This is a genomic window from Streptomyces sp. NPDC002520 (genome assembly GCF_053595235.1).
The window spans coordinates 43,418-69,604 of sequence record NZ_JBSFXG010000006.1 but is presented as its reverse complement, the minus strand read 5'-3'; the positions used below and the strand labels follow the sequence as shown (position 1 = coordinate 69,604).

General features: G+C 69.9%; 22 protein-coding genes. 16 read left to right on the top strand and 6 right to left on the bottom strand.

Annotation, left to right across the window (positions count from 1 at the left end; genetic code table 11):
• Positions 1 to 45 precede the first annotated feature (45 nt).
• Together ACWD5D_RS11530 and ACWD5D_RS11525 are read left to right on the top strand one after the other, a co-directional pair.
• The gene (locus ACWD5D_RS11530) at positions 46 to 213 is read left to right on the top strand and encodes a hypothetical protein (RefSeq protein ID WP_351221504.1); all 168 of its coding nucleotides are present in this window, start codon (positions 46 to 48) and stop codon (positions 211 to 213) included.
• A 46-nt stretch (positions 214 to 259) separates the two neighbouring features.
• Positions 260 to 778, top strand: a complete 519-nt coding sequence (locus ACWD5D_RS11525; RefSeq protein ID WP_450704856.1) for a hypothetical protein — start codon at positions 260 to 262, stop codon at positions 776 to 778.
• 45 nt (positions 779 to 823) lie between these two features.
• Here ACWD5D_RS11525 and ACWD5D_RS11520 read toward each other — a convergent pair whose 3' ends face one another.
• Positions 824 to 1,228 (bottom strand): hypothetical protein, encoded by a 405-nt coding sequence (locus ACWD5D_RS11520; protein WP_450704855.1) that lies wholly within the window; start codon positions 1,226 to 1,228, stop codon positions 824 to 826.
• 138 nt (positions 1,229 to 1,366) lie between these two features.
• Between ACWD5D_RS11520 and ACWD5D_RS11515 the strand changes: the two genes are divergently transcribed.
• From ACWD5D_RS11515 to ACWD5D_RS11505, 3 genes are all read left to right on the top strand, one after another.
• Positions 1,367 to 2,608 carry a hypothetical protein gene (locus tag ACWD5D_RS11515; protein ID WP_450704854.1) on the top strand — a complete coding sequence of 414 codons (1,242 nt, stop codon included), beginning with the start codon at positions 1,367 to 1,369 and terminating at the stop codon, positions 2,606 to 2,608.
• A gap of 173 nt (positions 2,609 to 2,781) precedes the next feature.
• On the top strand, positions 2,782 to 3,597 hold the full coding sequence (locus ACWD5D_RS11510; RefSeq protein ID WP_451372597.1) for a hypothetical protein: 816 nt from the start codon (positions 2,782 to 2,784) through the stop codon (positions 3,595 to 3,597).
• Positions 3,597 to 3,758, top strand: coding sequence for a hypothetical protein (locus tag ACWD5D_RS11505; protein ID WP_450704852.1), 162 nt, complete (start codon positions 3,597 to 3,599; stop codon positions 3,756 to 3,758). Before ACWD5D_RS11510 ends, ACWD5D_RS11505 begins: the two co-directional genes overlap by 1 nt.
• Positions 3,759 to 3,820: 62 nt before the next feature.
• On the opposite strand, the gene ACWD5D_RS11500 is transcribed toward ACWD5D_RS11505, so the two are convergent.
• Positions 3,821 to 5,197, bottom strand: a complete 1,377-nt coding sequence (locus ACWD5D_RS11500; RefSeq protein WP_450704851.1) for a hypothetical protein — start codon at positions 5,195 to 5,197, stop codon at positions 3,821 to 3,823.
• A 298-nt stretch (positions 5,198 to 5,495) separates the two neighbouring features.
• A complete protein-coding gene (locus ACWD5D_RS11495; RefSeq protein ID WP_450704995.1) occupies positions 5,496 to 5,978 on the bottom strand; it encodes a hypothetical protein in 483 nt (160 codons plus the stop codon).
• A gap of 663 nt (positions 5,979 to 6,641) precedes the next feature.
• Between ACWD5D_RS11495 and ACWD5D_RS11490 the strand changes: the two genes are divergently transcribed.
• Entirely contained in the window at positions 6,642 to 7,808 is a 1,167-nt protein-coding gene (locus tag ACWD5D_RS11490; RefSeq protein WP_450704850.1) for an MFS transporter, read from the top strand.
• Positions 7,805 to 8,515, top strand: coding sequence for an HAD-IA family hydrolase (locus tag ACWD5D_RS11485; protein WP_450704849.1), 711 nt, complete (start codon positions 7,805 to 7,807; stop codon positions 8,513 to 8,515). The genes ACWD5D_RS11490 and ACWD5D_RS11485 overlap by 4 nt, the downstream gene beginning before the upstream one ends.
• Before the next feature lie 138 nt (positions 8,516 to 8,653).
• Here the strand turns inward: ACWD5D_RS11485 and ACWD5D_RS11480 are convergent, their stop codons facing one another.
• Positions 8,654 to 9,451 (bottom strand): hypothetical protein, encoded by a 798-nt coding sequence (locus ACWD5D_RS11480; RefSeq protein WP_451372596.1) that lies wholly within the window; start codon positions 9,449 to 9,451, stop codon positions 8,654 to 8,656.
• Between the two features lie 291 nt (positions 9,452 to 9,742).
• On the opposite strand from ACWD5D_RS11480, the gene ACWD5D_RS11475 reads away from it, so the two are divergent.
• The 9 genes from ACWD5D_RS11475 to ACWD5D_RS11435 all read left to right on the top strand — a co-directional run bounded on the left by ACWD5D_RS11475 (position 9,743) and on the right by ACWD5D_RS11435 (position 23,968).
• Positions 9,743 to 10,135, top strand: coding sequence for a DUF262 domain-containing protein (locus tag ACWD5D_RS11475; RefSeq protein ID WP_451372595.1), 393 nt, complete (start codon positions 9,743 to 9,745; stop codon positions 10,133 to 10,135).
• 2,733 nt (positions 10,136 to 12,868) lie between these two features.
• Complete coding sequence (locus ACWD5D_RS11470; protein ID WP_451372594.1) at positions 12,869 to 15,730, top strand: CRISPR-associated endonuclease Cas3''; 2,862 nt, start codon at positions 12,869 to 12,871, stop codon at positions 15,728 to 15,730.
• Between the two features lie 589 nt (positions 15,731 to 16,319).
• A complete protein-coding gene (gene casA / locus ACWD5D_RS11465) occupies positions 16,320 to 18,074 on the top strand; it encodes a type I-E CRISPR-associated protein Cse1/CasA (protein WP_451372593.1) in 1,755 nt (584 codons plus the stop codon).
• 63 nt (positions 18,075 to 18,137) lie between these two features.
• Positions 18,138 to 18,803: a type I-E CRISPR-associated protein Cse2/CasB gene (locus ACWD5D_RS11460; RefSeq protein WP_451372592.1), complete on the top strand. Its 666-nt coding sequence runs from the start codon at positions 18,138 to 18,140 to the stop codon at positions 18,801 to 18,803.
• Between the two features lies 1 nt (position 18,804).
• Positions 18,805 to 19,995 carry a type I-E CRISPR-associated protein Cas7/Cse4/CasC gene (cas7e, locus tag ACWD5D_RS11455; RefSeq protein ID WP_451372591.1) on the top strand — a complete coding sequence of 397 codons (1,191 nt, stop codon included), beginning with the start codon at positions 18,805 to 18,807 and terminating at the stop codon, positions 19,993 to 19,995.
• Positions 19,992 to 20,783, top strand: a complete 792-nt coding sequence (gene cas5e / locus ACWD5D_RS11450; protein WP_451372590.1) for a type I-E CRISPR-associated protein Cas5/CasD — start codon at positions 19,992 to 19,994, stop codon at positions 20,781 to 20,783. Before cas7e ends, cas5e begins: the two co-directional genes overlap by 4 nt.
• Complete coding sequence (gene cas6e / locus ACWD5D_RS11445; protein WP_451372589.1) at positions 20,780 to 21,490, top strand: type I-E CRISPR-associated protein Cas6/Cse3/CasE; 711 nt, start codon at positions 20,780 to 20,782, stop codon at positions 21,488 to 21,490. Before cas5e ends, cas6e begins: the two co-directional genes overlap by 4 nt.
• A gap of 28 nt (positions 21,491 to 21,518) precedes the next feature.
• Positions 21,519 to 23,105: a Mu transposase C-terminal domain-containing protein gene (locus ACWD5D_RS11440; protein ID WP_451372588.1), complete on the top strand. Its 1,587-nt coding sequence runs from the start codon at positions 21,519 to 21,521 to the stop codon at positions 23,103 to 23,105.
• Positions 23,102 to 23,968, top strand: a complete 867-nt coding sequence (locus ACWD5D_RS11435; protein ID WP_451372587.1) for an AAA family ATPase — start codon at positions 23,102 to 23,104, stop codon at positions 23,966 to 23,968. The genes ACWD5D_RS11440 and ACWD5D_RS11435 overlap by 4 nt, the downstream gene beginning before the upstream one ends.
• 402 nt (positions 23,969 to 24,370) lie before the next feature.
• Here ACWD5D_RS11435 and ACWD5D_RS11430 read toward each other — a convergent pair whose 3' ends face one another.
• Both ACWD5D_RS11430 and ACWD5D_RS11425 read right to left on the bottom strand, forming a co-directional pair.
• Positions 24,371 to 24,580, bottom strand: coding sequence for a hypothetical protein (locus ACWD5D_RS11430; RefSeq protein WP_451372586.1), 210 nt, complete (start codon positions 24,578 to 24,580; stop codon positions 24,371 to 24,373).
• Positions 24,581 to 24,667: 87 nt separating this feature from the next.
• A complete protein-coding gene (locus ACWD5D_RS11425; protein WP_451372585.1) occupies positions 24,668 to 26,137 on the bottom strand; it encodes a UvrD-helicase domain-containing protein in 1,470 nt (489 codons plus the stop codon).
• Positions 26,138 to 26,187: the final 50 nt, after the last annotated feature.

Below are 26,187 nucleotides of genomic sequence, written 5' to 3'. Positions count from 1 at the left end.
TCGGGTAAATTAGTGAACGAAGACGAGCCAGAGAGAGTGAGGACCATGAAGCCCCGTCTGAGCGACTACACCAGCAATCGTGCCCGCGCGGTGGCCGTGCAGGGCCTGCGCCGCTCCGGCGCAAGCGGCACCCACGCCTCGGGACCCAGGCGGCAGCGGGGCCGTCGGGCGTCCAAGAAGGCTGCCATCCGCTACTCCACCGCCACCGACTGAACCGGATCTGTCCGGCCTCCGCCCACCGCTACGAAAGGGAGCAGCAGTGACCGAGAGATCCGAACTCGCCGTCCATGTGGTCCGGCCGGGAGGCGGCACCACGAGAATCGGCCCGATCCCGGACCGGGGCGCCGCCGAGGACATCGTCGCATCGCTCACCTCGTTCAGCACCCGCCCGGAGCGCCAGGGCGTCAGCTGCGCCATCGCGGTGTACGACCCGGGGCAGGAACATCTCCCCCTGGTGCCGGCCGAACCGGCGTGCATCGCGGCCCTCCTCGACCACCCGGACCAGGGCTTCGACGCCCCGTTCCCGAGCTTGTGGGATCGTCTGGTGGCCCAGCACGGCCTGCGAACGGCCCACCGCGTCTGGAAGGCGGCCATGGACCTCGGGCATACCGGTGACGGGGTGACGACACATTCGGCGCCACAGGACTCCGCCGACGCCCGCTTCGACAGCGGTCTTCGCCTGGCCCTGTCCACCCTCGTACGCGGTGACCAGGACATCGACACGGCCGTGCGCGACATCCGCCGCATGGCCGCAGACTGGGCGGCCGGCCGCACGTGAGCCGAGCGGTGGACGAGGGCGTCGACGTCGCCCATGTTCAGCCGCTCACCGGCCTCGGTGCGCTCCTGCTGGAGACGGTGAGGCGTCTCGTGCGCGCCGGTACCGGCTGATGAGCTCCGACAGGTCCTCGTCGAACCCCTCCGCCTCCTGCAGCGCCGCCTCCGGCAACGTGTCCGCCGCGTCATAACCGAGCGCGGGCCTGCCCACCAGGTGGCCCGCAAGGGCGCTCAGATGGTCCAGGAGCATTGCCCGACGGGCCTGTTCGCTGTCCAGAGACCGCCACCACTGAAGGCGACACTCGGCGTCCGCCGGCCGCTCGGGCAGCAGCACGCGCAGGGCATCCGCGCGCTCGCGCAACTTCGTGCTGACCAGCACGACCAGCACCTCCCGCAGGCGATCGACCGTGTCGATCGCCTGGTCCGACGCACTCGCGGCAATCGTGACGGCCATGTTCCCCACTGTGCCAGCGGGCACTGACAGGGCCTCGCGGACGAAGCGTAAAACCTGACCACCGAAGGGTGGTCGGTGAGGCCGGCGCCGGAATCCCAGCAGAGCTGTACAGGTACAGAAAGGCCGCCCAACTTCCCGATGCACCTCACCGTCTTGAAGCTGGGACTGCCCGGAAATCCGGACGCCGCCGTTACGCATCAGGTCCTCGAGCACGGACGCGTCCGCTACCGGGTCCGCGGGCGCCGGCTGCGCGGCACGCTGGTCGTGGCCCCCTACAGTCCCCAGGACGGCCCGATCGGCCGGCATCTCGTCCACGTCAATCTCGGCGAAGGCACCGATCCGGTCCGGCCATACACGCCCCGCCCCGACGAGCCGGTCGTCAACGGCGTCCGCATCCACGGCGCCAGCGAACTCCTGGACCCGGACCGGATTCCGCCCGTTGTCCTGGCGTCCCGAGTATCGGTACTCCTGGGCAACTTCGACACGCGCCGTGTTCCAGACAGGGCCCGCGAGACCCTGGAAGCGGTGGTCAAGGCCGTCGTCCGGCACTGGCGCGGGCGAGCCGACCGAGCTGACCTCGTACGGGCCGCAGAGCTGCGCGACGCAGCGAGCCAGGTCGCCCATGAGCAGCGCACGCTGGACCAGCTGGCAGCCAGCCTCGCCGAGACCCGCGCCGCGCGGGCGGCGGCAGGAGCGCGTAGCCGGCAGATCAGCGGCCTCAGCAGACGCCGCCAGCCACCTGCCCGCCACGCACGTGCCACACCGGAGCACCTGTCACTGGTCGCCGGCGACGGCACCCCGATGGGCACCCTGAGCGTGCGTGAACTGGAAGTCGACGCCTCCCACGGCCGTGTCGTGTACGCCGTCACCGGACCGCGGACCCGGGGACTCTTCACCGTCGGCCCCGACCCCTATGACGACGAGGTGATCCCCCAGGGCCTGAGCATCTCCTATGGCCGAACCCTCGCCAACGGGACCGACGGCCGGCCGGATGAGGGCATGCCGCAGATCAACGGCATAACCGTTGAGGGGACGTGGAGGCACGGCGGCCGCGATCCGATCACACCTACCTATCCGCCCCGCCTCCCGGCGAGGGTGGCGATCGGCGACGGGCGCTACACCACCGCCCCGGCGGCAACGAGCGCCCGCGCGTCGGCCGTCCTGCGCGCCCTCGCTCTGCACTACCTGGCGCGGCCCGACCGCGAGGCGCTCCAGATCGCCGCCGGCAAGCAGCGTGTCGCCAGTCGGCGGCACAGCGTCCGGGGCGAGTTGGAGAAGCTGCGGCGCACCGAGATCCGCCAGCGCCGGGAGATGCGTCGGCACCAGGCCGGGCGGGACCACTTTGCCGCGCTGGCCGCCTCCCTCGATGGCACCGGATGAGAGCACTGGAGGGCGCGCCAGCAGCACCGCAATCCACGCGTAAAACTTGACGTCATCCAGTAATGCGCGTAAAATTATACGCGTCAAAGGGGTTCGGCCCTTAGCGCCGAACCGCAAGGACAGCGGGCCGAGCTTCTCGCTTGCCCTGCCCTTTCAGCGCACGGCGCTGCCCCATGCCCGACAGCGTCGGACGCCCGGCCCTTCATTGCCGCGGCCCTCAGCGCGGGCGCCCACCGGAACGAGGAGAACTCCTGAACATCGACGCGATCAGCACCACCACGCAGTCCGGTTCGACGGTCCACCCCCCGCTCAGCCGCCAGGCCGTCATCGACGTTCTCGACGACGCGGACCCCATGACGATCAGGGACGTGATCGTCATGATGTACCGCAACGCCGGGCACGAGGACGATGTGTGGAGCTACGAGGACGCCCAGCGCCTCGGCGAAGCCGACCGGTACCGCAAGCTGATCCTGTCGATGCTCCGGACCGGAGACCTTGTCCGGACCGAATACGGCTCCCACTACGTCACCACCGCGGCGCAGATGCTCCGCTGGAAGTCCCAGACTCCCTTCACCGTCGTGGCGCTGAGGTCCGACTCGTGCCCCGACGTGTGGATCATCGTGGCCTGCCTCCGTGGCGTGGTGTTCCACGACGACCAGTGGACGATGCTGCCCACCGAGGAGGATTGGTCGCGATACTGCGGCACCTTCCGCGGGGTCAACGGCGAGGAGGCCGTCGAGGCGGCACTGAGCGCGTGGGAGAAGGACGAGGACAGCTCGGAAGAGCTCGAAGTGGACATCGAAGCAGACGTCTCCCTCGACGCCGAGGATAGTGCCAACTCGGCCCGCCTTCTCCAGCTTGCCGAGTCCTTGCAGGTCGACCCGGCCGACCTCGACGAGGCCGTGCATGATGCCGCCGCGCGCTACGCGAGCGACGCGTGCAACGCCTCCGGTGCGGCCGACGACGCGGACGCCGCCGACGAGATGTGATGTACGACGAGGCGGGCCGCCAGGCGGCCGACGAGGTCAACAACAGCGGTCTGCACCGGCAGGTGCCCTACCTGGTCGCCCAGTACGGTGCCGAGAAGACGGAGGAGATCATCCGCGGCGCAGCGGCGCCGGATGCATCCAGTACCGCACACACCGGATGACCCTGCCGGGCCCGCGGCCGTCGGTCGCTGCGGGCCCGGTCGTTAGGTGACGGGCCGCTCAACTACAGGCGCGCTGGCACCAGATACTGCAGGACAGCCATGTAGGGATCGCTGTCGAGAGGCTGCCGCTGCACGCCGGCAGACCAGCTGTCTCCCTCAACGGTCGCAGGTTCCAGAAGCGCCTGAGCCACCGCGTCGGGAGCTGGAACGCAGTGGGCCGGCAGCAGCCGTCGGACTTCTCCGAACCCGGTGATCGCCCATCCGCGGTCGCTGGACCACATCATGAGAATGGAATCTGTCCCGAAACGCTGGCGCACCAGTTCGCCGCCGGCCGCGAAGTGTCCGCCGAGCACACCCTGTTCGTCGAAATCGAGCTCGTACCCTTCCAGACCGTGGTCCCCGCCGACCCCGAAGCCGACCGCGGCGACCGCGGCGGCGGCCTGCTGTACGTAGGCTCCCTGGAGACCTTCCGCACACCTGGCGTCAGGCGCCGGCGGGACGGGAGCATGCGCCGCGGCCCACTCCAGGATCTCGCTACGGGAGACGGCCGGACCGCGCGGTGCCTGCAACCGCCGCATGAACGCCGCGGCGAAGGCGCCTGCGGGAAGGGGGCGCAGGCCCGTCCCGTGGCAGTTTGCGCAGATGCACACCGGCCCGACGTCCGGTCGGTAGGCGGGAACGTGCTGGCCGTGCCCCGGATCCTGCGCCGTCAGCCAGCCGTTGCCGTGGCAGGAGCCGCAGGAGGCAAGGCTGGTCGGTGCCGCTCCACCGAGCGCGTGCGCGAGAACCGCGCGGGCCAGCTCCTCGCGGCCGCGGGTGGTGGCCGTGCTGTAGTACCCGTGGGCGCTCGGTGCGCCCCAAGGACGGGGGTAGGCAACGTCCTCCAGGTAGAGCCCATCGACGGTGTGGACGTTCACCTGCCGTCGTGCCGTGCCGGTCGTCGGCGCCTTCCGCACTCGGTAGACCACATCGTCCTGACGTGGGCGCTGGAGGTGCGGGTGACGCAGGAAGTGACGCAGTGGGCCGGCGAGCGCCGCGACTGACGCACACGCGAAGTCGGACGTGCTTCCCTGCTCCCACGCGCTGTGGAGACGGGCGAGCGGAAAGAACTTCAGTGCCAGCGGGATGCCCAGGAGGCCGTCCTCGGGGGCCGGCAGGCCGGTCAGCCGGAACAGGTCGTCACTCAGCTCAACGGCATGGTCCATGTTGGGCCAGTCCGCCTCCTGTGTGGCGGCCAGATGACCCCGGAGCCGGTCACGCCAGGAGACGGAGACGTCCTGATGTTCATCCTCGGCGAGGGCACGCAGTACCTCCCGGGCCTGATCCGGGTCGAGGGGGCGACGGGCGGTTTCCAGGGCCTGGCCGTAGGTAAGGCGGGAGCCGGGCGCGTGCTGGATCTCTCGGGCCCGCTGCTGCGCAGTGGTGCGCTTCTTCGTCATGTGGGTCGTCCTCGGCCGCAGCGCGCTCGGCGCCCACATCGTGCCGCGGCGGGGAGTACGGAGTACGGGCACCATGACGCGGCACGGGGTCCGAAAACCCTCGCCATCGGTGAGACCGCACGGATGTGGACGCGCGGCAGACGGCTTACGGCGGTACGTGTCTGGCCAGATCACATCGTAGAGATCTCTCCGACCTGCTGGTGACGAGTACGCGGAATTCGCTCCTATGCGCCCCACAGGGGGACCGGACCGGCGGTCGCCGTGCCCGTGCGGCGGGCCGAGCGTCCCGGAGCAGTTGTCAGGCGGCGGTGACTTCGTCGGTCCAGCGGGCGAGAGCCTCGAAGTCGTCCAAGCCGAGGCCGACGGCGGGGTCCACGTAGTGGAGCAGGGCGTGCTTGCCGTGGTGCCTGGCGACGTATTCGCGGTCCGGGCGGCCGAGTTCGTCGTCGATCCAGGCGAATGGCCGCCCTGCGGCGTAGGAGACGATGTCGGCGGTCTTGAAGTACCGGCCGTCCAACGGATAGTCGGTCGGGTCGCTCCAGGTGATGACCGGCAGCTCGGGCAGGCCGATCTGCGGGGCGACGAAGCGGTTCGCGTCGTGCTCCCAGGTAGTTGCCCAGACCAGGTCGAAAGGGAGGTCCAGGAGCTCGGCCCCGTGGTCGGGGTGCAGCCACACGGGGCAGTCGGGGACGTCGTCCTCCAGGAGATGCGGATGCTGAGCGAGCCACGCCTTCGGCCGCATGTGGTGCAGGACGTATCCCGGAGGCGTATCGCGCGCCATCCAAGGGTTGAGGGGCCCGTCGACGTCGATGAGCAGCAAAGGCTTGGGGATGGGGGTCTCCTGTTTGTTGGAGGCAGAAGGGGCGCTGATCAATAGCCGTCAGGACGCCGGGGGAACAGGGGGCGCCTGCGTCTGTCCCGGGTCCGCCGGCGACCAGACGAAGCCCCTGAAGGCGTGAGCCGGATAGCCGGCGTCCGCTGCGGCCAGGTGCTGTTCGTAGGTCCTGGCTCCGCACTTGCAGTTCATGCGCGTCCTCGTCTCGATCGGGGTGGGCGGGACTGATCTCCGCACGGTGAGCCCGAGTTGCCGCGACTGGAGGCATCCCGAACCTGTTCACTAATTTACCCACCCATGCAACTAGGGTCAAGTTTTACGCGCTCGCATCGTGGGTGGTCGTCCACCACACCGCGAGCCGCTCAGCCCTGCGACGGACGGACTCTGTCCACAGGGCGACGGCCAGACGATCGGCGGCACCGGCGAGGCATTGCGTACGCGCAGCCCCGTCTCTCCCCCTGTCCGCTGTCTCTGCGAGGTCGCCATGCCGTACGACAAGCCGCCGTCGCCTCCATGCCTACGGTCGGCGCACCCCACCTGCAAGCTCACCCCGACCCGCTTCCACGTCCCCAGCCCGGACAAGCGCCCGACAGCCGGTCGGGGGGCCAGATGAGCGGCGTCACGAAGACTCCGGCACCCGTCGCTACGCCGCCGCGCGAGGCGCGGCGCCTCCTCACCGGGGCGTTCGTCGTACTCGGCCTGGTCATGGCCGCCTGGGGCGCGCGGATGCCCGCAGTCAAGACCGCCGCCGATCTCGGCCCCGGCCGGCTGTCGATCGTCCTGCTGGCCGCTGCCGCCGGCATGGTGGCCGGGCTGCAGATCGGCGGGCGCCTGGCGGACCGACACGGCCCAGCCCGGCTCCTCATCGGCCCGACCATCGCGTTCGGCTGTTCCCTGGCGCTCCTTGGCCAGTGCCAGACGCTGCTCACCCTGGCCGCGGCCGCGCTCGTGTTCGGCGTGGCCCACGGAGTACTCGACGTGGCGGTCAACACGTCCGCGGTGGCGGTCCAACTCGCCTACGGGCGGCCCATCATGTCCGGGCTGCACGCCGCCTACAGCCTCGGCGCCCTCGCCGGAGCCGGTCTTGCCGCGATCACCACCTGGCTGCCCCACGACCAGGTCTTCGCAGCCGTCGGACTCACCACCGCGCTCGCCGCAGCAGCTGCCGCACCGCATGTGCACGTCGTCGCCCGTGTCACCTCCACGCCCCGCGAGCACGAACCCCAGGACGGCGCGCGGAGGTCCACCTCCCGCACGATCTGGCTCCTCGCGGGACTCGCAGCTGCTTGCCTGCTCGCCGAGGGCGCCGCCGCGGACTGGGCCGCCGTGCACCTGCGCGAGCTCGGGGCCGCTGAGTCCACCGCAGCCGCGGCCTACGCGCTCTACAGCGCCGCCATGGCCACCGGCAGGCTCGCCGGCGACCGCCTCACCGCACGCTTCGGCCCGGCCACCGTCGTACGGACCAGCGCGCTCCTGGCCGCCGCCGGGCTGGGCGCAGGACTCGTTGCCGGCTCGGCACCCGCCGCACTGCTCGGCTGGATGGCTCTCGGCCTGGGCCTGTCCACCACCGTCCCCTCCCTCATCAGCGCCGCAGGCCGAGGCGGGCCCCGAGCCGTCGGCACCGTGGCCGCCACCGGATACGTCGGCCTCCTCGCAGGGCCAGCCCTCATCGGCGCACTCGCATCCGTCACCAACCTCACCGCCGCCCTCGCACTGCCAGCCGTCCTGGCAGCAGTCGTAGCCGTCGCCGCCCACCGAGCCCTGGAGACACGATGACCCGCACCCCCGTACGCATCCTGATCACCGACTACAACGGCGTGATCGGCTACCAGCCACAGGCGGACGACTGGGAACGCCTGGCCGCACTCGCCGGCTGGCACCCCGACCAGACCGCCGCCTTCGAGAGAGCGTTCTGGGCGGCCCGTGAGCCGTACGACGCCGGCGCGATCACCGCGCAGATGTTCTGGAGCCGGCTCCTACGAGGAGGCAAGACCGCGCCGTCCGGCAGCACCGAGCTCGACGTCCTGCGCCGGACCGACGTGGCGATGTGGGTCCGCACCGACCCCGCCGTCCTCGAAGTGCTCCGCGCCGTACACAGAGCCGGGGTGCCCAACGTCCTCCTCTCCAACGCCCCCCGCGACCTGGGCAACGCCCTCGACGACGCCTCCTGGTGCGCGCAGCTGATGTGGAAGACGGTCTACTCAGCCCACATCGGCACCAATAAGCCCGCGCCGCGGGCCTATCAGGCCGCCCTCGCCGCCGCAGGCTCGCCGCGCCCCGAGGAAACCCTGTTCATCGACAACCTGGCCGAGAACTGCGCCGCCGCCCGCCGGCTCGGCATGAACGCCTTCCACTATCAAGACGACGTCCATGCCCTGGCCGACCACCTCCAGCAGATGGTCCCCGGCATGACGATCGACGGACGGCACCTGCAGGACATCGCGGCCGGCCGGTCCGTGGCGAGCACGGCCGGCACCATGTGACACCTTCGGCGAAGGCCCCGCGGCGAGCCGCCGTCCGCCGGTCCCCCGGCTCTTCACGCCGGGGGACCCCGCTCCTTCCGGAGAGAAGCGAGAAGGGCGACCGCGCACGAGCTTCGCCTCGTCGGCCACCAGCCGACGTCACACGGGCTGGGGAAGCGGCACACCCGGCACGAACTCGACGGGCGACTCCGCCCCGCCGCCTTCGTGCGGCTCCAGGAGGAGCTCGCCGCGGGCACTGGGCATCAGGCGCTGATTCGACAGCTCCCAGACCTGCACCCGACCCTCGGCACCCACCATAAGAGTCAGCACACCGCTCGCCGCGACGAGGAGAGCCGCGCCCAGCAGGTTGTTGAAGCGCTCCCGATCACGAGGGAGAACCGCCTGACGATCGCCACCCAGATCGACAGAAACGGTGTATGCCCCGAGCGTCACATCACCCATGCGGGCAACGAGCGTGAGCCACCCCTCGTCCGTGCTGCTCGTCGTGACAACGCTCGCCGCTTCCTCGACGAGCGCCTCGAGGACGCGGTCCGAGCAATCACCCGCCCACATCTCCGCCTCCGGCCCGAACCGGGAGCGTGCCTCACCGAACACCTTGCGGCAACGGCTCATCGTGGCCCACGCATCTTGTTCCCGGCGCATCTTCACGAGCATTTCCTCGGCGGACTCACCGCCGAACCGCCACAACTCGCTCACCGGAAATGCCCGCGCCGCGTACGCCTCGAACCCGGCCTGGGACCGCGGGTCGAGTCCCGCCTCGGCGCACGCGCGGATGTAGACGAAGTCGACGATCGGCGCCAGCAGCACCTGCTCGCCGGCGGTCAGGGCGCGGATCGCGCGGTCGTGGACGCTCTGCCAGTAGGCCGCGAACGACCGGCGCTGGGCCGGGCCGTGAGAGACGAAAGCGAGATCACGTTCGTCGACGGCGACCAGCATGCTGGCGCGGGTCTCCGCGGGCTCACGGCTGTTCATCGCAGGAAATCCCCTCTATCGAGCCGGGGTTGTATCCCGGCAGCGACGACCACTGTGCTCCATCAACGTGGAATGTCCGCAGCCGAACGACGGCATCCGGTCTCGGCGGGCGGCTTCAGGCTAGAGCGATCACGGCTGGAGGGTCAGGCGCACTCAACGGAAGAGGTACGCGTATAACTTGACTTAGCGTCGACTGTGTGGGTAATTTAGTGAGCAGTCCCAGCAGTAAATCAGCGCCACCTTGAGGAGTCCGACGTGACCCGCCAGACGAGTCGACCGCTTGAGCACCACAACCTGCGCACCTCGGACCGCTCGCCCCGCGAGATCGCCACCAGCTTCCGCAGCACCTTCGGCCTCGACCTCGCCCCCGACTACCAGCGCGGCGACGTATGGACCGAGGACCAGCGCGTCGCGCTCATCCTGTCCTGGCTGACGGGGACACCGACCGGCGTCGTGATCCTCAACGACCGCACGACTCCCGAGTGGAAGCAGGCCAACGGCTACGACCCGACGGACCGTGGTGAACCGATGTACGCGTGCATCGACCAAGCAGCGCATCACCACCACGTACTTGTGGTACGACGACGAACTCGCCGTTCCCGCAAGTTGGTTCCCGGCTGCGACTTCTCATTTCGGTGTCACCGGTAGTTGTCATCTGGGTGTCATGCATCTTTGCTGTTCAGGACGGAGAAGTGGTGACATCGAGTGAGAAGGTTTGGTGACATTACGTGAGAATCTCCGGCGCACTGAAATGAGAAGGCCATAGAGACTGGTCACCTGACCTGCTGCTTTTTGTTCTTGCAGGGCGAGAGCTGGGGGCGATCCTGAGACTCTGCTCGACATGAGTGAGGGGCTGAGATACCCGCCTCATTGCTTGACCGCCACGCGCGTGGCGAAAGGCGCGGCTGGACGACCGGGGAGGCGTCACCGTGGAGAGACCCCCGCGGGCGCGAGGAAGACCAACACAGAGCGAGGTCTGGGTGGGTTCACGGCGGACAGAACCCCGCGGACGCGGGGAAGACACCGCTGCGGAGGTCGGCGACCCCAACCGCATGGACAGACCCCCACGGGCACGGGGAAGTCTCGCGGGCGAATGGTGCCGCGTAGGCTGGGCGGAAAGACCCCCACGTGCGTGGGGAAGACCCTCAACTACCTGGGCGTTTGAAGGCCAGTAGGCCCTATTTTCGCTCACTTTACACGCGGCGTGCTCCGTGAGGTCTAGTGTCCGCCCAACTGCGGGCGGGCGGGCTTCTATCCCGGTTGATGCCGGCGGCTCGGTGCGGCGTCCAAACGGGCCAAAACGCGCTCCGGGGCGTGCAGCAGGGTGGCGTGAGCTGCAAACGGGCGGGCCTTTCCGAGGGGCGCGACCACCATCGCGGCGGAGAGACCCCCCACGCACGTGGGATACCGGCCGCCACCCCGAAGATGCTCGTCAGCGAGGAGAGACCCCCACATGTGTGGGGAGCGCACGTTCCCCTCCGTCGGCCATCCGCTGCCATGGGGGCCAGCGAGTCGGCATACGAGGCAGGATGAAGCCCCAGAGGTTGAGGGCAGATCGCCCACGTGCGTGGGGAAGACGGGCGGGGGAGGTGTCGGCATGTCGGGAACGCCCCGCGTATGCGGGGAGCACACGCCCTCGTTCCAAGGGACGTATTCGGCCGGAGGCAGACCCCCATGCGCGTGGGGAATACCGCTGGCCCAGGAAGATCTGTTCGACGACGGGAGACCGACCCCCACATGCGTGGGGAGGATTCCCTTGGGCGGTCAGGCGCGCCTAGCCCCGGAACGATGGACCCCCACGCGTGTGGGGAAGACGAAGGCGCCGCGGTCGGCGTGCATCGGCCAGTGGGCAGACCCCCACGCGTGTGGGGAAGACTCTTCGTGACCTGGGGCTCTGAAGAACGGAGAGGGCTGTTTTGGGCAGTCAGGCGGACCCAGCCCGGAAGGACTCCCCCCGCGCACGCGTGGGGAGCGCAATCCTCAAGCACTGGCACGCTACCTGCTGCACGATGGACCCTCATACATATGGGAAGACCCCCAGCTGGGCTACCTGGGTGCATGAGAGGGAACGACCCCCATGCGTGTGGGGAATGCGGCGACGGACAGCTGTGCCCGGTTGGCGAACGGCAGACCCCCGCAGACGTGAGGGAAGACGGCGACTACTCCCTCGGCAGCCGCGAGGAGCTGGGAAGACCCCCACCTGCGTGGAGAGGATTCCCTTGGGCGGTCAGGCGCGCCCAGGCCCGGAACGATGAACCCCCACGTGTATGGGGAAGAATGTGGCCTCATCGATCTTCCGGCACTGGAGTCGGATAGACGCCCGCGTGCGCGGGGAGGACCCCGTGGGGAAGATGCTCGACTGCGGGCCGTGATCGCGGAGCACGGGGAACGACCCCCACGTGCGTGAGGAAGACCGCCCTCGCCAGGCACCGTACGCAGTCGCAGAGGAACGACCCCCACGTGTGTGGGGAAGACGGGGTCTGCACGCGGTCGGTATCCCAGACCTGGGGGAAACCCCCGCCTGCGTGGGGAAGACGTGCAGGACGAAGCCCGCTTCACCGTGGCCCAGGACAGACTCCCACGTGTGTAGGAAGGCGGGCAACAGCACCTGGAGCACCAGCTGTTATCGGAACAGCCCCCATGCACGTGGGGAAGGGACCGCTGGTCCAGGAAAATCCGTTCGACGACGGGAGGCAGACCCTCACGCGTGTGGGGAAGACGCGCGTTTACGTCCTTGGTCGTAGGAGCGCGGCGACGGACCCCCACGCGTGTGTGAGGAGGACCTGGCCGTGAAGCTGAACGAGTACGCGCGGCTGGAGCGACCCCCACGCATGCGGGGAGACTCGCTCCATAGCCCGGCTGGGCGTCCGTGCGGGAGGAGAAGCCTGCCGCCACTGCAAAGACTCTCACCACCGAAGGCTGACCCCCACGCACGTGGGGAGGGCACCCCGCTGGTATCCCGTCTTTCCCCGCGTGCTGGACAGACCCCCACGTGTGTGGGGAGAGCGACCGCATCAAGGCTCGACGCATGTACGAGAACGAACGACCCCCACATGTGTGGGGAGGGCGTTGGCCTCGTCGTCATCATGATCCAGAAGGGCACACCCCTACCCTTGTAGGGAAGGCCGCGTATCGCCCAGCTGGCCGCCCTGCTGTACGGCTGATCCCCACGAGTGTGGGGAAACACAGGTTCCTGAGCGGCCCGTGATGACCAGCAGGGACGCACCCTCACGGGATGAGGAAACCGGTGAGATCGAATCGTAGGTTACACCCTGCCCTCCCAGGGACGCGTGCCGGGGGAGATGCTCTGCATGCGGCAGGATAGGTGCAACGCCCCTGATTCCAGGGTGGGTTGACTTAGAGCAGAGGCGGGAGCATTCGGTGGGGGTGCGGGAGGACGCCCGGCGCGGCGGGATCGATCTGACGCCGTGGGGCAAGTTCGACCGCGGCGCGTGGGCGGTGTATCCGTTGCTGTTTCATCTGCTGGATGTCGCGGCGCTCGCGGGTGTGGTGTGGGACCGGTATCTGACCTGCGGTCAGCGTCGTTTGATCGCCGCCGGGCTGGGGCTCACGCTGGCCGAGGCGCGCTGTCTGGTGATGTTCATTGCCGGGCTGCACGATCTGGGCAAGTTGTCGGCGTTCCAGGAACAGGAGGCGTATCCCTGGGCCCGGGTCAGCGACACCCTGCGCGCGGACATCCGTAACTGGCAGCGTATGCCGCACGAACGGGCGTCCATGCACAGTGTGCTGCACCTGCTGGCCGAGACCGGCTATCCGGCGGACACCTCCGACAGCCTTGGAGTGCTCGTCGCCCAGATTCTGGGCGGTCACCACGGCCGGTTCCTGCAGGTCGACATTGACGGTGCGGCCAAAGCCTCCCGGGTCAACCTCACTCTGGGCGGCCCGGCCTGGCAGGATCTGCGCCACCGCTACTTCGCTCTGCTGCGCCATCTGACCGGCGCCACCGCGGTGCCCTCGGACGTGTCGGTGCCGGCGGCCGTGCTGATCACCGGAATCGGCATCATCGCGGACCGGCTGGCCAGCCAGCGCCACTTCTGGCTGCCCAAGGCCCAGGCGCCCGCCTTTGGTGCCGGCGAGCACTTCGCCCAGGCCGTCCGGGACGCCCCCGCTGTGGTCGAGGAGTCCGGGCTGGCCCGCATCATCCTGCCGCAGGTGCCGTTCACCCAGGCCCACGGCGGCCTGGAGCGGCCGAACGCCCTGCAGGCCTCGGTGATCGGGCAACTCACTGCCGCGGTGGGCGAGAAGGGGCCCGGCATCTTGGTGGTCACCGACGCCACCGGCGGCGGAAAGAGCGTCACCGCGCTGGAAGCAGCACGGATCTTCAACGCCTGCGGGGACACGGCCGGCATCCTGTGGCTGCTGCCGACCATGGCCACCACCGACGCCGCCTACGACCTCCTCGAGGCCTACGTCGCGGCCCACCATCCCGAGCACGCTCCGGTCTCCCTGGTCCACAGCCACAGCTACGACAACACCGCCTACACCGACCACCGCCTGGCGGCCTACGAACCCTCCACCAGCGACGCCTACTGGCCCGACAGCGACGACGGCGACGATGACGAGGGCAGGCCGACTGCGGGGGAGCGGCCCGAAGAACGCGTCACGGTGCCCGACGGCTGGCTGCGCGGCTGGGACAGGGCCCTGCTGGCCCAGTTCACCGTCGCCACCCACGACCAAGCCCTCATGGCCGTCTTGCCGGTCCGCTTCAGCGCCCTGCGCATGCTGGCCCTGTGCGGGCGGACCGTCATCGTCGACGAAGTCCACGCCCTGCCCCCGTTCATGCGGCAGACACTGTCCCGGCTGCTGCACTGGCTCGGCGCCCTGGGCTGCCCCGTGGTGCTGCTGTCCGCGACCTTGCCCGGCCACATCAGCAGCCAGCTCATCCGTAGCTATCTCGACGGCGCCGGCCACCCGCACCCCGCAACAGCCCACCTGGACTGCCAGCCCCCCTATCCCGGCTGGCTCTACACCGCCGCCTCAGACGCCTCCCTCACCCGCATCGACCCGGCCGCGGCCGAAGCCCACGCCGACCGGTACCGCCGCCGCGCCGAGATCCGTCTCCACCCGGTGCGCCACCCCTCCTGCACGGACCCCGAGGACGCCCCCGCCCGGGAGAGCCGACTGGAGCGCATCACCCAGGAGATCGCCCCCGTCGCCCGGTCGGGCGGCTGCGCGGCCGTCTACTGCGCCACGATGGCCGACGCCCAGACCACCTACGCACACCTGCGCGCCGTCCTCGACTGGCCCGACGGCGGCCCCGACACGCAACTGCTCCTGCTGCACGCCCGCCTGCCCGGCCACCAGCGCGAGACCCTCACCCGCCGCGTCCGCACCGCCTTATCCTCAGCTGGCGAGCGTCCCGCACGCCTGGTGGTCGTCACGACCAGCCTGTTGGACATGAGTATCGACGCCGACGTCGACGTCATGGTCAGCGACCTGGCCTCCCTGCACACCCTCCTGCAACGTCTGGGCCGGCTGTGGCGCTTCGGCCACATCGTGCGCCCCGCCTGGTTGTCCGGCGGCCACCCCCGCCTGATCGTCCTCAACCCCACCGACCACCGCGGCCACACCATCCTGCCGTCCGCCTGGCGCCCGTTGGACTCCCCGTTCCTGCCGCTCGCCACAGCCGCCTATCTCGCCCGCCGGCCCGAGCAGCCGCTCACTCTGCCCGATGACGTGCAGCAGCTGGTGGAGGCCGTGCACGGCGATGCCGACGCCCTCGCCCGGACCGACGCCGCCCTGCACCGCAGCCACACCCTGCACCAGGCCCGCACCCGCACCGAGGAACACCACAGCGCCCTGCACCTGGTCCCTGGCTGGGGCGACACGCTCTCGCTGTCCGACCTGCACCGCCAGAACCTGCACCCCCGCGAGGCCGCCACCCGCCTGGGCGCCATGCCCCGCCGCCTCCTGCCCGTCTACCGCACGCCCAGCGGCCGCTTCGCCCTGGACGCGGCCGGTGCCCAGCCACTGCCCGAGCACCGCAAGCCGACCACCGCACAGATCCGCATGATCCTCCAGCGCACCCTGCCCGTTCCCGCCGCCTGGGTCGCCGGCCGCGCACGAGACCGCCACGTCCCCGTCCCGTGGCGCAGCCACGCCCTCCTCGCCGACCTCGTTCTGCTCCCGCAAGACGCCGACGATCCCACCCGGCCGGTGCGCTTTGGCCGGCATCTTCTTCACCTCGACGACGCCCTGGGACTGGTCCACGCCGAGGACTGAGCCGTCTTCCCGCCGCACACCGCCCGCCTGAACTCCGTTCACAGGCGACGCCGTTGCTGCTCGACGAGGCCAACGCCCGCCGTGTGACGCGCAGAGAGGGCAACCCGCGGCGCTGTGGGATCGCCACTCCAGGCAGCGCACGCCGCGGACGGCCCGGTTATGCCCTCCGCCTCCCTCGGAGACGACCGGCCTTGCGCGCCCGAGGCACGCAGCAGTGCGATGCCAGAAGGCAGGTGGCGGGGAATCTCCTCTCAAGCCGCCGGGGGCTTCTCGCTCGATGCCGCTGTCGCCGCTTGAACCAGGCGGAAATACGTGACATCTGAGCAGGAGTCGGCGGTGACATCGAAATGAGAAATGGCATTCATGGAGCCGCAGCTGCGGATTGAAAGGCGCATCCCGGAAAGGACTTCCGTTCAAAAAAGGGGGCACCGACCGGTAATTGCCGGCTGAACCATGTGGTTCGGAAGCTGCTTGTCTATGGCTAATATGGAAATGCGGAGCCCGGACTGACGTTCGAGCCCGGTATCACGCCCTTGCCTGCTGCGCTGTGTGCACCGCACCCCTGGTGCTCCTTCGTCGCAGGGGCGGCATGCAGGCGTGGCCTGACCCGGCCCGCGCCCTCACCGGCTGCCACCTTCTCCTTCTCTGCCGCCCTGCGCGCCCTGGCGCCTCGGCCTGCGCAGAATTCCGCCCCGGCGCGCGAGTCTTTCCAGATATCCCTTATTTCTTCACACCCGGCAATGGAGCCTGTGTGTCTTCCCCGAATTTTGAGACCGACAAAGAACCGTGTATTCCCGTCCTCTTACCGGACGGGTGCCAGGAGGAGCTGGGGTGGCGGGACGTGCTGCTGCGCGCCCACCTCATCAAGGACCTGGCACTTCCCGTGCCGCCGGCGGCATCTGCCGTCTTGCGCCTGCTCGTGGTGATGGCCGCACGGGTCAGCGGCCTGGACGCACGAGGACAGCGGCGCATGACGGCACGTCAGTGGGCTGCCCGCCGAAGGGAGTTACTGGCGCATCCCGCCGGGTTCGACCCCGACGCCGTTCATGCCTACTTCGACGCCTACATCTGGGACCTGTTCCACCCGGCGCGGCCGTTCCTGCAAGACCCGAGACTGGCCAGCCAGTGCCCGCAACGCGCCGGCGTCAACAAGCTCGTCTTCGGCCGCCCCGAGGGCAACAACCTTTCCTGGCTCAGCCCCCACTCCGACAGCGACCCGCAGCCAGTGCCCAGCGCCCAGGCGCTGTGGCACATGCTCATCCACCACTACTACGGCGCGGCCGGACAATGGTCCGTGCGCACCGTAGGCGGCCGCTCCCTCAACCGGGCCAAAGCCGGCCCGCTGCGCTCGAGTCTGTCCTTCCACCCCCTGGGCCGGACCCTGTACGAGACCCTCCTGGCCGGCATCCCCAAGCCCGACCCGTCCTGGCCGGACGCAGTGGACCACTGCCCGTGGGAGGAACCGCTGCCCCAACCCGACCCCGACGACGGTGACCCCGTCGAGGGCCCGGACCCCGATACCGCGCCGCCGCCGGTGTCCTCACCGGGCCGTCTGCTGACCGGCCGCTCGCGTCACGCCGTCCTTCTCATCCCGGCACCGGACGGACGCCACGTGACCGACGCCTACCTGACCTGGGCCACCCAGAAAAAACTCCCGGCCCTCGACCCGTACCTCATCCACCACGTCCATGCGGACGAACCGGTCACCCGACGCCACCGACCACGCCGCGCGGACGCCGACCGGGCCCTATGGCGCGACCTCGACGCGCTGCTGCTGGCAGGCGACGAGGACGACCGCAAAGGCACCCAGGCAAAGAGCGGAAAAGGCCGCTACACCGTCCAGCGCCCCGACGCCTTCACGACCCTCAACGACCTGCCCCCCGACCTGCGCGCCGCCCTGCGGGTGCGGGTCTACGGATTCGACCAGGACGGCAAGACCACCAACCGCACCTGGTACACAGCCCTGACCCCGCCGATCTGGCCCTGGATGCAGGAATGCGACCCGGCCGCGGCCGAGCGGATCGCCGCATGCCGCAAGGCCGCCGAAGAGATCGGCGCCCACCTCGACCGCCTCTCCCAGGACGCCTGGAAGCAGACCACCAACTCCGGCAGCCCCCGCCACCTGCCGCCCTGGACCCGCAGCGCCCGCACCCTGTACTGGCCCCGCGCCGAGGCCACCTTCTGGAACCTGCTGAACGAACCCGCCTGCAGCGCCCGCGCGGCGTTCGCCGCGGACGCCATCGACGCCCTGCGCACCGCCACCCGCCCGGCGATCGCCCAGCACTTCCGCGCCGCCGAAGCCGTCGCCACCGCCCTGGCCCAGCTGCGCCTGCGCAGCCGCTGATCCTCCCTCACCACATCCCTCTGCCCACTCCTTCTTGCCGCCTTATCGGAGGCTGCCGCCCCTATGCCCGTCACCACCGCGCAACGCCGCGCCCACTACGACGACTTCGTCCACCAGGTCATCACCCTGTGCGCGGTCAACGGCATCCGCGCCGACCTCAACTCGGGCTTCGGACGGCCCGTCGCAGAGTGCTCCCGGATGCCAGAGCACCTCACCCGGCACATCGCCGGCTTCGGAGCACGCCGCGCCCACTACACCGTGGCCTCACTCATCGCCCTGCACCGCGACCTGCACCACGAAGAAGGCCCCTACCAGCCGGAGCAGCCCACCCCCGGCAAGGACCAGGACGCCACCATCACACCGACCGCGAACACGGCTCCAGCATCCGACCCGTCGGGCTCGGCACCGGCGGCGAGCACGGCTGAGCGGCCCTGGCGCCGCCGTCCCGATCTAGGCACCCACCTCGCCATCGCCGTGGCCCGCTACGGCTTCAAAGAGGCCACCATGACCAACCGCGTCAAAACCCTCACCCGGCTCGACACCTCGCTGCTGCACCCGCGGCTGTGGACGCTGACCGGCCACCTGAACAGCCGCGGCGCCGCCCGCCTCGACTTCGCCGTCCTGCTGGAGGACCTGGCCTGGTGGGACGACGACCAGCTCGAGATAGCGGCCCGCTGGCGCGAGAACTACTTCCTCACCCTGCACACCCTGACGTCCAAGGAGCAGTGACATGACCGCCTACGCCCCCGCCCGCTACGCCGACTTCCACATCCTGCACCCGCTGCCCGCCTCCCTCCTCAACCGAGGAGAGGACGACCTGCCCAAGACCCTGAACCTGGGCGGCGTGGTCCGTGCCCTGGTGTCCTCGCAGTCCTGGAAGCGGGCCATCCGCCTGCGCCTGGAGGACGTCCTGGACGAGCACGCCGCCCGCACCCGCATGCTGCCCCTGCGGGTGGCCGACGCCCTGCGCGCGGCCGGCTGGCCCACCGACCTGGCCGCCTTCGCCGGAACCCAGATCGTGCGCTCGGCCACCGCGGAAGGCCTCAAGACCGAGGAAAACCAGCGCGGCATCACCTCGGCCACCCTCTACCTGCCGCGCGACGTCCTCGACGACCTCACCGACCTGTGCACCGACCACCGCCCGCAACTCGAAGAAGCCCTCGCCCAGGAGACGGCCGCGCAGACCGCCCAGGCCAAGGGCACCCGCAAGAAGCCCAAGGCGGAAGCCGTCCTGCCCCGGCCCAAGGTCGCCTCCGTTATCCGCCGGCGCACCGCGACCATCAATCTCTTCGGCCGCATGCTCGCCGAAGTGCCCGACGCCCACGTCGACGGAGCCGTGCAGATGGCGCCCGCCTTCACTGTCCACGCCAGCTCACCCCAGCCCGACTACTTCACCGCCGTGGAGGACTGGGCGGCCCCGAACGAGGCCGGCAGCGCCCACCTGCAGACCGCGTTCTTCACCACCGGCCTGCTCTACCGCTACGCCACGGTCAATCTCACCGAACTGACCCGCAACCTGAACGGCGACCACGAGCAGGCCCTGCGCCTGCTGGGCCTGTTCGCCGATGCCTTCATCGACGTCATGCCCGGCGCGAAGAAGACCTCCACTGCCCCGCACACCTACCCCCACCTGGTCCACTACGCGATCCGTGACCGCCGCCCCGTCTCCTACGCGGCGGCCTTCGAACAGCCCGTCAAACACGCCCCCGGCGGCGGCTACAGCGCCCCCGCCGTCACAGCCCTGTCCGAGCACGCCGCCGGGCTGAACCGGCTGCTGGGCACCCGCCGCCTCGTCGGCTGCGGCTACGCCACTTTGCACCCCCGCCCCGTCGAGGACCTCGGCACCGCCCACACCGGCCTCGACGACCTGACCGACGCCCTCACCAAGACCGCGGCCCTGCCCGCCGGGACCGCCGCATGAACGGCATCCTGCTGCGCCTGGCCGCACCGCTGATGTCGTTCGGGGAACACGCCGCCTTCCACTACCGCGACACCCTTCCCTTCCCCTCCCGCTCGGCCCTCATCGGCCTGTTCGCCGCCGCCGACGCACGCCCCCGTAACGAAGCCCTCGCCCCCGACCCGGCCACCGGCCAAAACCCCTACACCGAACTGACGTTCACCGTCCGCATCGACCGCCCCGGCACCCGGCACACCGACTACCACACCGTCGGCGGCGGCCGCCCGCACCGCCAGGGCCTGCGCACCAGCAGCGGCGGCTACCGCCCCCGCGAGAAGTCCACCCTCATCACCGAACGGGTCTACCTCGCCGACGCCGTCTTCACCCTCGCCGTCCAAGGACCCGACCCGTTCCTTAAACATCTCCTCCAGCGGCTCGAACAACCCGCCTTCGGCCCCTACCTGGGCCGGCGCGCCTGCCTCCCCAACGAACCCCTCGTCCTCGGCGGCCCGCACCCCGACCCGGTCGGCGAACTCCTCCACCACGTCCCGCTCAGCCTCACCACACCACCCCGCACCGGCCAGGCCACCGTGCCCGTCGCCTTCGTCTGGGAACACCCGCCCTGCCACGTACCCGCCGCCCACGCCGAACGCGAAGTCGCCGACGTCCCCCACGACTTCACCCCCACACGGCGCTTCCACAAAACCCGCCGCACCTGGCACACCACCGAACACCTGCCCGCCGCCCTGTACGCCCCACCCCCCGCACTCACCGAACTGACCGCCTACATCCACCAGGACACCACCCCGTGACCAGCCCGATCACCGCCACCCTCGCCACCACGGCGACGCTGACCCGCGTCCGCCTCAACCGGCGCAGCCAGGCCGCCCGCCGTGACCTGGCCGACGCCGTCAGCCTGCACAAGAGCGTGATGCTCCTGGCCCCCGACGACCTCGGCGAAAACCCCCGGCAGCAGGCCGGACTGCTCTTCCGCCTGGAAGACGCCACCGACGACACCCCGCCCACCCTGCTCGTCCAGTCCCACCAACCACCCGACCTCACCCGCCTGCCCCACCACTACGGCATCGCCGAAACCCGGCCCCTGCACCCCATGTTCCAGGCCCTGACCCCCGGCCGCCCGGTGCGCTACCGCATCACCGCCAACGCCAGCGCCGCCCGCCGCGTCCTGGACGACCACCAGCCCATCACCAACAAGCACGGCCGGAAAATCGTCGCCCTCTACGGCGACGACGCCCTCGCCTGGTGGCAGCGCCGCGCCCACCAGGCCGGCCTCACCCTGGCCACCACCGACATCACCCCCGCCCGCTTTCCCCGCAAACGCCACCACGCCGCAAAGCCCGGCGAACAAGCCCATCCTCCCGGCCCTGTGCACGTACTGACCCGCTTCGACGGCCTGGCCACCATCACCGACCCCGACCGGCTCAGCCACGCCCTGCTCACCGGCATCGGCCGCGGCAAGCCCTACGGCGCAGGCCTGCTCACCCTCGCCCCTGCCTGACCCATCCCACGGAAGACCCTGAACCTCTGTGCCCGCCACACCCCCGCCCGACGGCCCCTACGACACCACCTCCCTGCGCGCCGCCGCCGTCCGCCGCCTGTTGCGGCTGCGCGGCGCAGACCGCCTCGCTCACCACGATGTCCGTACCGTCGCCGCCGCCTTCACCGTCCACTGGCGCACCGTGCGCCGCTGGATGGACAACGCCGACACCCACAACGGCACCTACACACCCCAAGGCCGCCGCCACTTCACCCTCACCCCGGCCATGCACGACACCCTGGCCCGATGGCACGGCAACGCAGCAGCCACCTACCGCGAACTCATCGACGACGGCATCTTCGGCAGCCCGCCCCGCGTATCCCAGGCAACCTTTTACCGCGCCGTCGACCGGGAACTCACCCCCGGCCAGCGTGCCGCCCTCAGAGGGGGCGAAGCAGCCCGCCGCCGACACGACGTGCACGCCCTGCGCCCGCACGGCAACCGCAACGACGTCTGGGAGACGGACCACGTCGAAGCCAGCGTCTTCGTCAACGTCGACGGACGCCGCCGCAAACCCTGGATCACCTGGTTCATCGACCACAGCACAGCCGTCATCTGCGGCCTGGCCATCACCCCCCACCAGCCCAGCCAGGACGCCATCCTGGCCGCCGCCCGCGACGCCATCCTCTGCACGGATCACCACCGGGCCTTCGGCGGCATCCCCCGCAAGATCCGCACCGACCGCGGCCGTGACTTCCTGGGCAAGTGCGTGGACGAGGCGTTCAAAAAGTTCGGCACCGAACTGATCGTCCTGCCGCCCTACAGCCCCCACCTCAAAGGCACCGTCGAAGCCGTCAACGGCGCCGCCAAGCACATGCTGTTCAAAGGACTGCCCGGCTACGCCCACACCCCCCGAAGCCGCCGCGACCGCCGCGGCCAGCCCCTGTGGGCCCTGGACGAACTCCTCGACTACGAAACCTTCGTCACCGTCGTCCTGGACTGGGTGGACTGGTGGAACAACGACCACACCATCGCCCGCCTCCACCGGCGCACCCCCGCCCAGGCCTGGCACGCCGACCTCACCCCCATCGACACCCTCGACCCCGCAGATCTGCACACCTACACCCTCACCGACGGCGGCCCACCCCGGAAGATCACCAGCAAGGGGGTGCGCTGGAAGAACGCCTACTACGTCGGCGACTGGATGCACGGCCACGGCAGCGCAGGCGAGATGGTCCGCCTGCGCCACGAACCCCACCACTACCACCGCATCGAGCTCTACGACGCCGACACCCTCGCCTACCGCGGCCCCGCCTTCCGAAGCGACGAGATGAGCCCCCGCCAAGCCCGCGCACTGCGCAACGCCCGCCGGCGCGAAGCCGACCGCTACGCCGCCAAAGCCCGCCGAGCCCGCAAGAACGCCAACCCCCGCTACGCCGCCACCAGCGTCGCCGCCGCGCCCGAGCCCCTCAACCGGCTCACCGCCAGCCAAGCAGCCGCCCAGCTACGCGAACTGCAGACACCGGAAGTTCACCTGCAGGCCGAGGCCCGGCCCGACCTCCTCAACCGGCCCAAGCCCGACTCCGCCCGCTGGACCAAGCCCCGGCCCGACCCCAAGCCCCAGGACACCGAGTGACCCACCCGACCACGCCCGAAAACCAGCCGACCGCCGGCCCCAACTACCACTACATGGGCCTGCCCGGCGCCCGCGCCATGCTGACCCAGGCCAGCGCAGAGACCTACGCCAACCTCCACACCACCCTCAACGCCGACGCCGGCAAGGGCGCCATCATGTGCGTCCACGGCGGCGTCGGCCTGGGCAAGACCTTCGCCGTCAACAGCCACCTCGACGACCTCGCCCCCCACACCACCCTGCGCATCAAAGTCGGCTCCGCCAAAATCCAGGCCCTGCGCGCAGCCCTGTACAAAAAACTCGACCTACCCGGCGAGGCACCCCTCAACAGCACCCGCTGCGAAACCATGCTCAAGGAAGCACTGTCAGAGATCCCGCGCGTCCTGGTCGTCGACGAAGCCCAGTGGCTGGACACCCGGGCCTTCGAATTCTTCCGTGAACTCTGGGACGACGAGGACACCCGCCTCGCCGTCGTCCTGGTCGGCGCCGAAACCTGCTACCAGAAGATCAAGAACCGTCCGGCGCTGGATTCCCGCATCCTCGTCTGGCAGCGCTACAAGCCCCTCACACCCGCAGAAGTCCTCACCGTCATCCCCGAGTACCACCCGCTGTGGGCGGACGTACCCACCGACGAACTGCTGTGGATCGACGACGTCGCCTGCCACGGTAACTTCCGCCAGTGGGCCAAAATCACCTACCTGCTCCGGGAACAGCACGGCGGCCCCGGCTCGAAGGTTGCCGGTAGCACGAGTCCGACGAACCCGCCCACTCCACACGGCGCGGCCGCACCGCTCCCTCCCTACGGCCGGGACCTCGTGCGCGCCGTCCTCAGCCGCCTCGACCCCACCCAACGTCACACCGACTGAAGCGTCCACACATTCACGCCGCCCCGGCGTCTGGGCGCATCCGCACCGCCACGGAACTGGCGGTGCGGCACCGGCAGCTATCCGCAATACTCCACACCCGGTGACCCTCAACGTGGGGGAGCGGCTGGCACACCCAGCCTCCCGGAGGTGTCGAACAACGACCAGCCCGGCACAACCAACGCATCGTACGAACCGGTTGCCCCGGAACCCCGTCCAAGTCCACGAAGCCGTGCTCGACCGGCGCCCGCTCACTGCTCAGCAGCCGGTTGGCCACGTTCGTTGAGGGCAAGGCGGAGCACGCGAACCGGCTGAACAGGCGGGCCAGCCACCGGCAGTGGCCTTGTCGGACGATCCGCACCTCTCGCGTGGCAGCTTGCCCCGGCGGCTATGGGCGCGGGCTGGTTAGAGGCTGTTGTCGGTGAGGGTTCCGCGCTGCACGAGCTCGTCGGCAGTGCAGCCACGTCGCTGCGCCATCGCGTGGAAGGTTTCCCGCTCGCGCTGCCAGGACAGGGCCCGGTCGGCTGCCGTCTGACGGATGTACTCATCAGCGGACAGGCCCAGTGCGGCAGAGTGGGCGGCGATCGCTTCTCGCTCCGCTGGCGTGAATGTCATCGTGGTGGCCTCCTTTGGCCGGTGGGCCTGCTCGGTGGGGAGCCGGGCGTAGCCCCGCGCAGGTCATGACGCTACCCTCGGCAGGTTTCAGCCCGCGCTTGCTGCAGTGGGGTGGGTGTTGATCCAGGAAAGCCCACCGAGGTCGAGGTGGTGGCGGGCGCGGGTGACGGCGACGTAGGCGAGGCGGGCGTCGGTGTCGCTGACGGGTTCCGGAATGGGCTGGCCTTGGGCGTCGTGCTGGTCGGTGTCCTTGGGTGGGGGGAAGTCGTCGGCGATTTTGACGGTGGGCCATTCGCGGCCCTTGGCGGTGTGGGCGGTGGTGACGGTGACGTCGGCATGGTCTTCGTCGGTGAGCTGGTCGACGGCGGCGAGGATGGCGTCGGGTCCGTGGGTGTCGACGAGGTCGACGAAGGGCTGGAGGTCACGTCCTGCGGGGTCGTGGGCGGCGTAGTCCTGCAGTTCGCCCCAGGCGGCGAAGAGGACGAGTTCGGGGTGGGAGGTGCGGCGGCCGTTCTTGAGGTCGCGGGCCGCGAGGGCGAGTGCGGCCAGCTGCTGTCCTCCGCGGGTGAGGGCGGCGCGGTGGCCGGCGGCGAGCAGTTGCATGACTTCGGCCATGGCTCCGATGTTGGTGCGGCACAGCACGGCGTCCGGCCGGTTGAGGCTGCCGACTTCGGTGGGAACGGACTCGCTTCCGGTCAGCCGGATGGGGGCGTCGGCGAGCGCGAGCCACCGATTGGCCTCTTCGGCAATCAATGGGCCGAAGCGGAAGGAACGGGTGAGAGTGAGGGGGGTGGCGTCGAAGCCGGTCATCACGTCACGGGCGCCGCGCCAGCCGTAGATGGCCTGGGCCGAGTCACCGACCATGACGAGCTGGGCATGGTCGCGCTGTGCGGCGAAGACGTCTTCCAAGACCGGATTGGTGTCCTGCGCCTCGTCGAGGAAAAGGAAGTCGGCTTCGATCCTCGGCCCGGTCAGCGCCCACATCTTCAGGTAATGGTCATGTTCGAAACGGACCACGCCCTGGTCGAGGTTGTATAGGTCGGCCCAAGCCTTGGTCGCGAACGGCAGCACTTCGGCGGCGAGTTGGGTGTGGTCGCCGGGTGTGCCCAGGCCACGCAGTTGCGGTACATGGTGGCGGGCCAGGGTTCGGTCGGCGGAATAGCAGTAGCGGGTGACGGTGCGCAGCACGGTGTGGGAGAGCACCCGGGGGCTGATCTCGTGAGCGCCGATGCGGACCGGACGGGTGATACCGAGTGCCTGGCCGGTCTTCCACGCAGGCTGGCGGGGGCTGTTGAGCCGACGGGTGTAGCGGTGACCGACGGCGGCGAAGGCCGTGGCGTGGGCGGTCTTGCACAGCACCGTGCGGGGGAAACGGGCGGCGGCGTCCTGGGCGATGTTCTTGTTGAAGGCGAGGTAGCGGCCGCGGCGTTGGGTGCCGGAAGCGAGGAGACCGAGCGTGCTGGTCTTCCCTGTTCCGGCGCCGGCCTGCAGGACGAGATGGTGACCGGCCCGGAAAGCGTCGGCAGCATGCGCCTGTTCGTCGGTGGGCGTGTGCAACAAGGGCTCCGCGAAAGAGAAGAGAGAAGCATGGGGGCAGAGGAGAGCGA

Coding starts and splice junctions, on each gene's coding strand:
- ACWD5D_RS11530 (WP_351221504.1), top strand. CDS start 46: ATGAAGCCCCGTCTGAGCGACTACACCAGCAATCGTGCCCGCGCGGTG.
- ACWD5D_RS11520 (WP_450704855.1), bottom strand. CDS start 1,228: ATGGCCGTCACGATTGCCGCGAGTGCGTCGGACCAGGCGATCGACACG.
- ACWD5D_RS11515 (WP_450704854.1), top strand. CDS start 1,367: ATGCACCTCACCGTCTTGAAGCTGGGACTGCCCGGAAATCCGGACGCC.
- ACWD5D_RS11510 (WP_451372597.1), top strand. CDS start 2,782: ATGCCCGACAGCGTCGGACGCCCGGCCCTTCATTGCCGCGGCCCTCAG.
- ACWD5D_RS11505 (WP_450704852.1), top strand. CDS start 3,597: ATGTACGACGAGGCGGGCCGCCAGGCGGCCGACGAGGTCAACAACAGC.
- ACWD5D_RS11500 (WP_450704851.1), bottom strand. CDS start 5,197: ATGACGAAGAAGCGCACCACTGCGCAGCAGCGGGCCCGAGAGATCCAG.
- ACWD5D_RS11495 (WP_450704995.1), bottom strand. CDS start 5,978: ATGGCGCGCGATACGCCTCCGGGATACGTCCTGCACCACATGCGGCCG.
- ACWD5D_RS11490 (WP_450704850.1), top strand. CDS start 6,642: ATGAGCGGCGTCACGAAGACTCCGGCACCCGTCGCTACGCCGCCGCGC.
- ACWD5D_RS11485 (WP_450704849.1), top strand. CDS start 7,805: ATGACCCGCACCCCCGTACGCATCCTGATCACCGACTACAACGGCGTG.
- ACWD5D_RS11480 (WP_451372596.1), bottom strand. CDS start 9,451: ATGCTGGTCGCCGTCGACGAACGTGATCTCGCTTTCGTCTCTCACGGC.
- casA (WP_451372593.1), top strand. CDS start 16,320: ATGCAGGCGTGGCCTGACCCGGCCCGCGCCCTCACCGGCTGCCACCTT.
- ACWD5D_RS11460 (WP_451372592.1), top strand. CDS start 18,138: ATGCCCGTCACCACCGCGCAACGCCGCGCCCACTACGACGACTTCGTC.
- cas7e (WP_451372591.1), top strand. CDS start 18,805: ATGACCGCCTACGCCCCCGCCCGCTACGCCGACTTCCACATCCTGCAC.
- cas5e (WP_451372590.1), top strand. CDS start 19,992: ATGAACGGCATCCTGCTGCGCCTGGCCGCACCGCTGATGTCGTTCGGG.
- ACWD5D_RS11430 (WP_451372586.1), bottom strand. CDS start 24,580: ATGACATTCACGCCAGCGGAGCGAGAAGCGATCGCCGCCCACTCTGCC.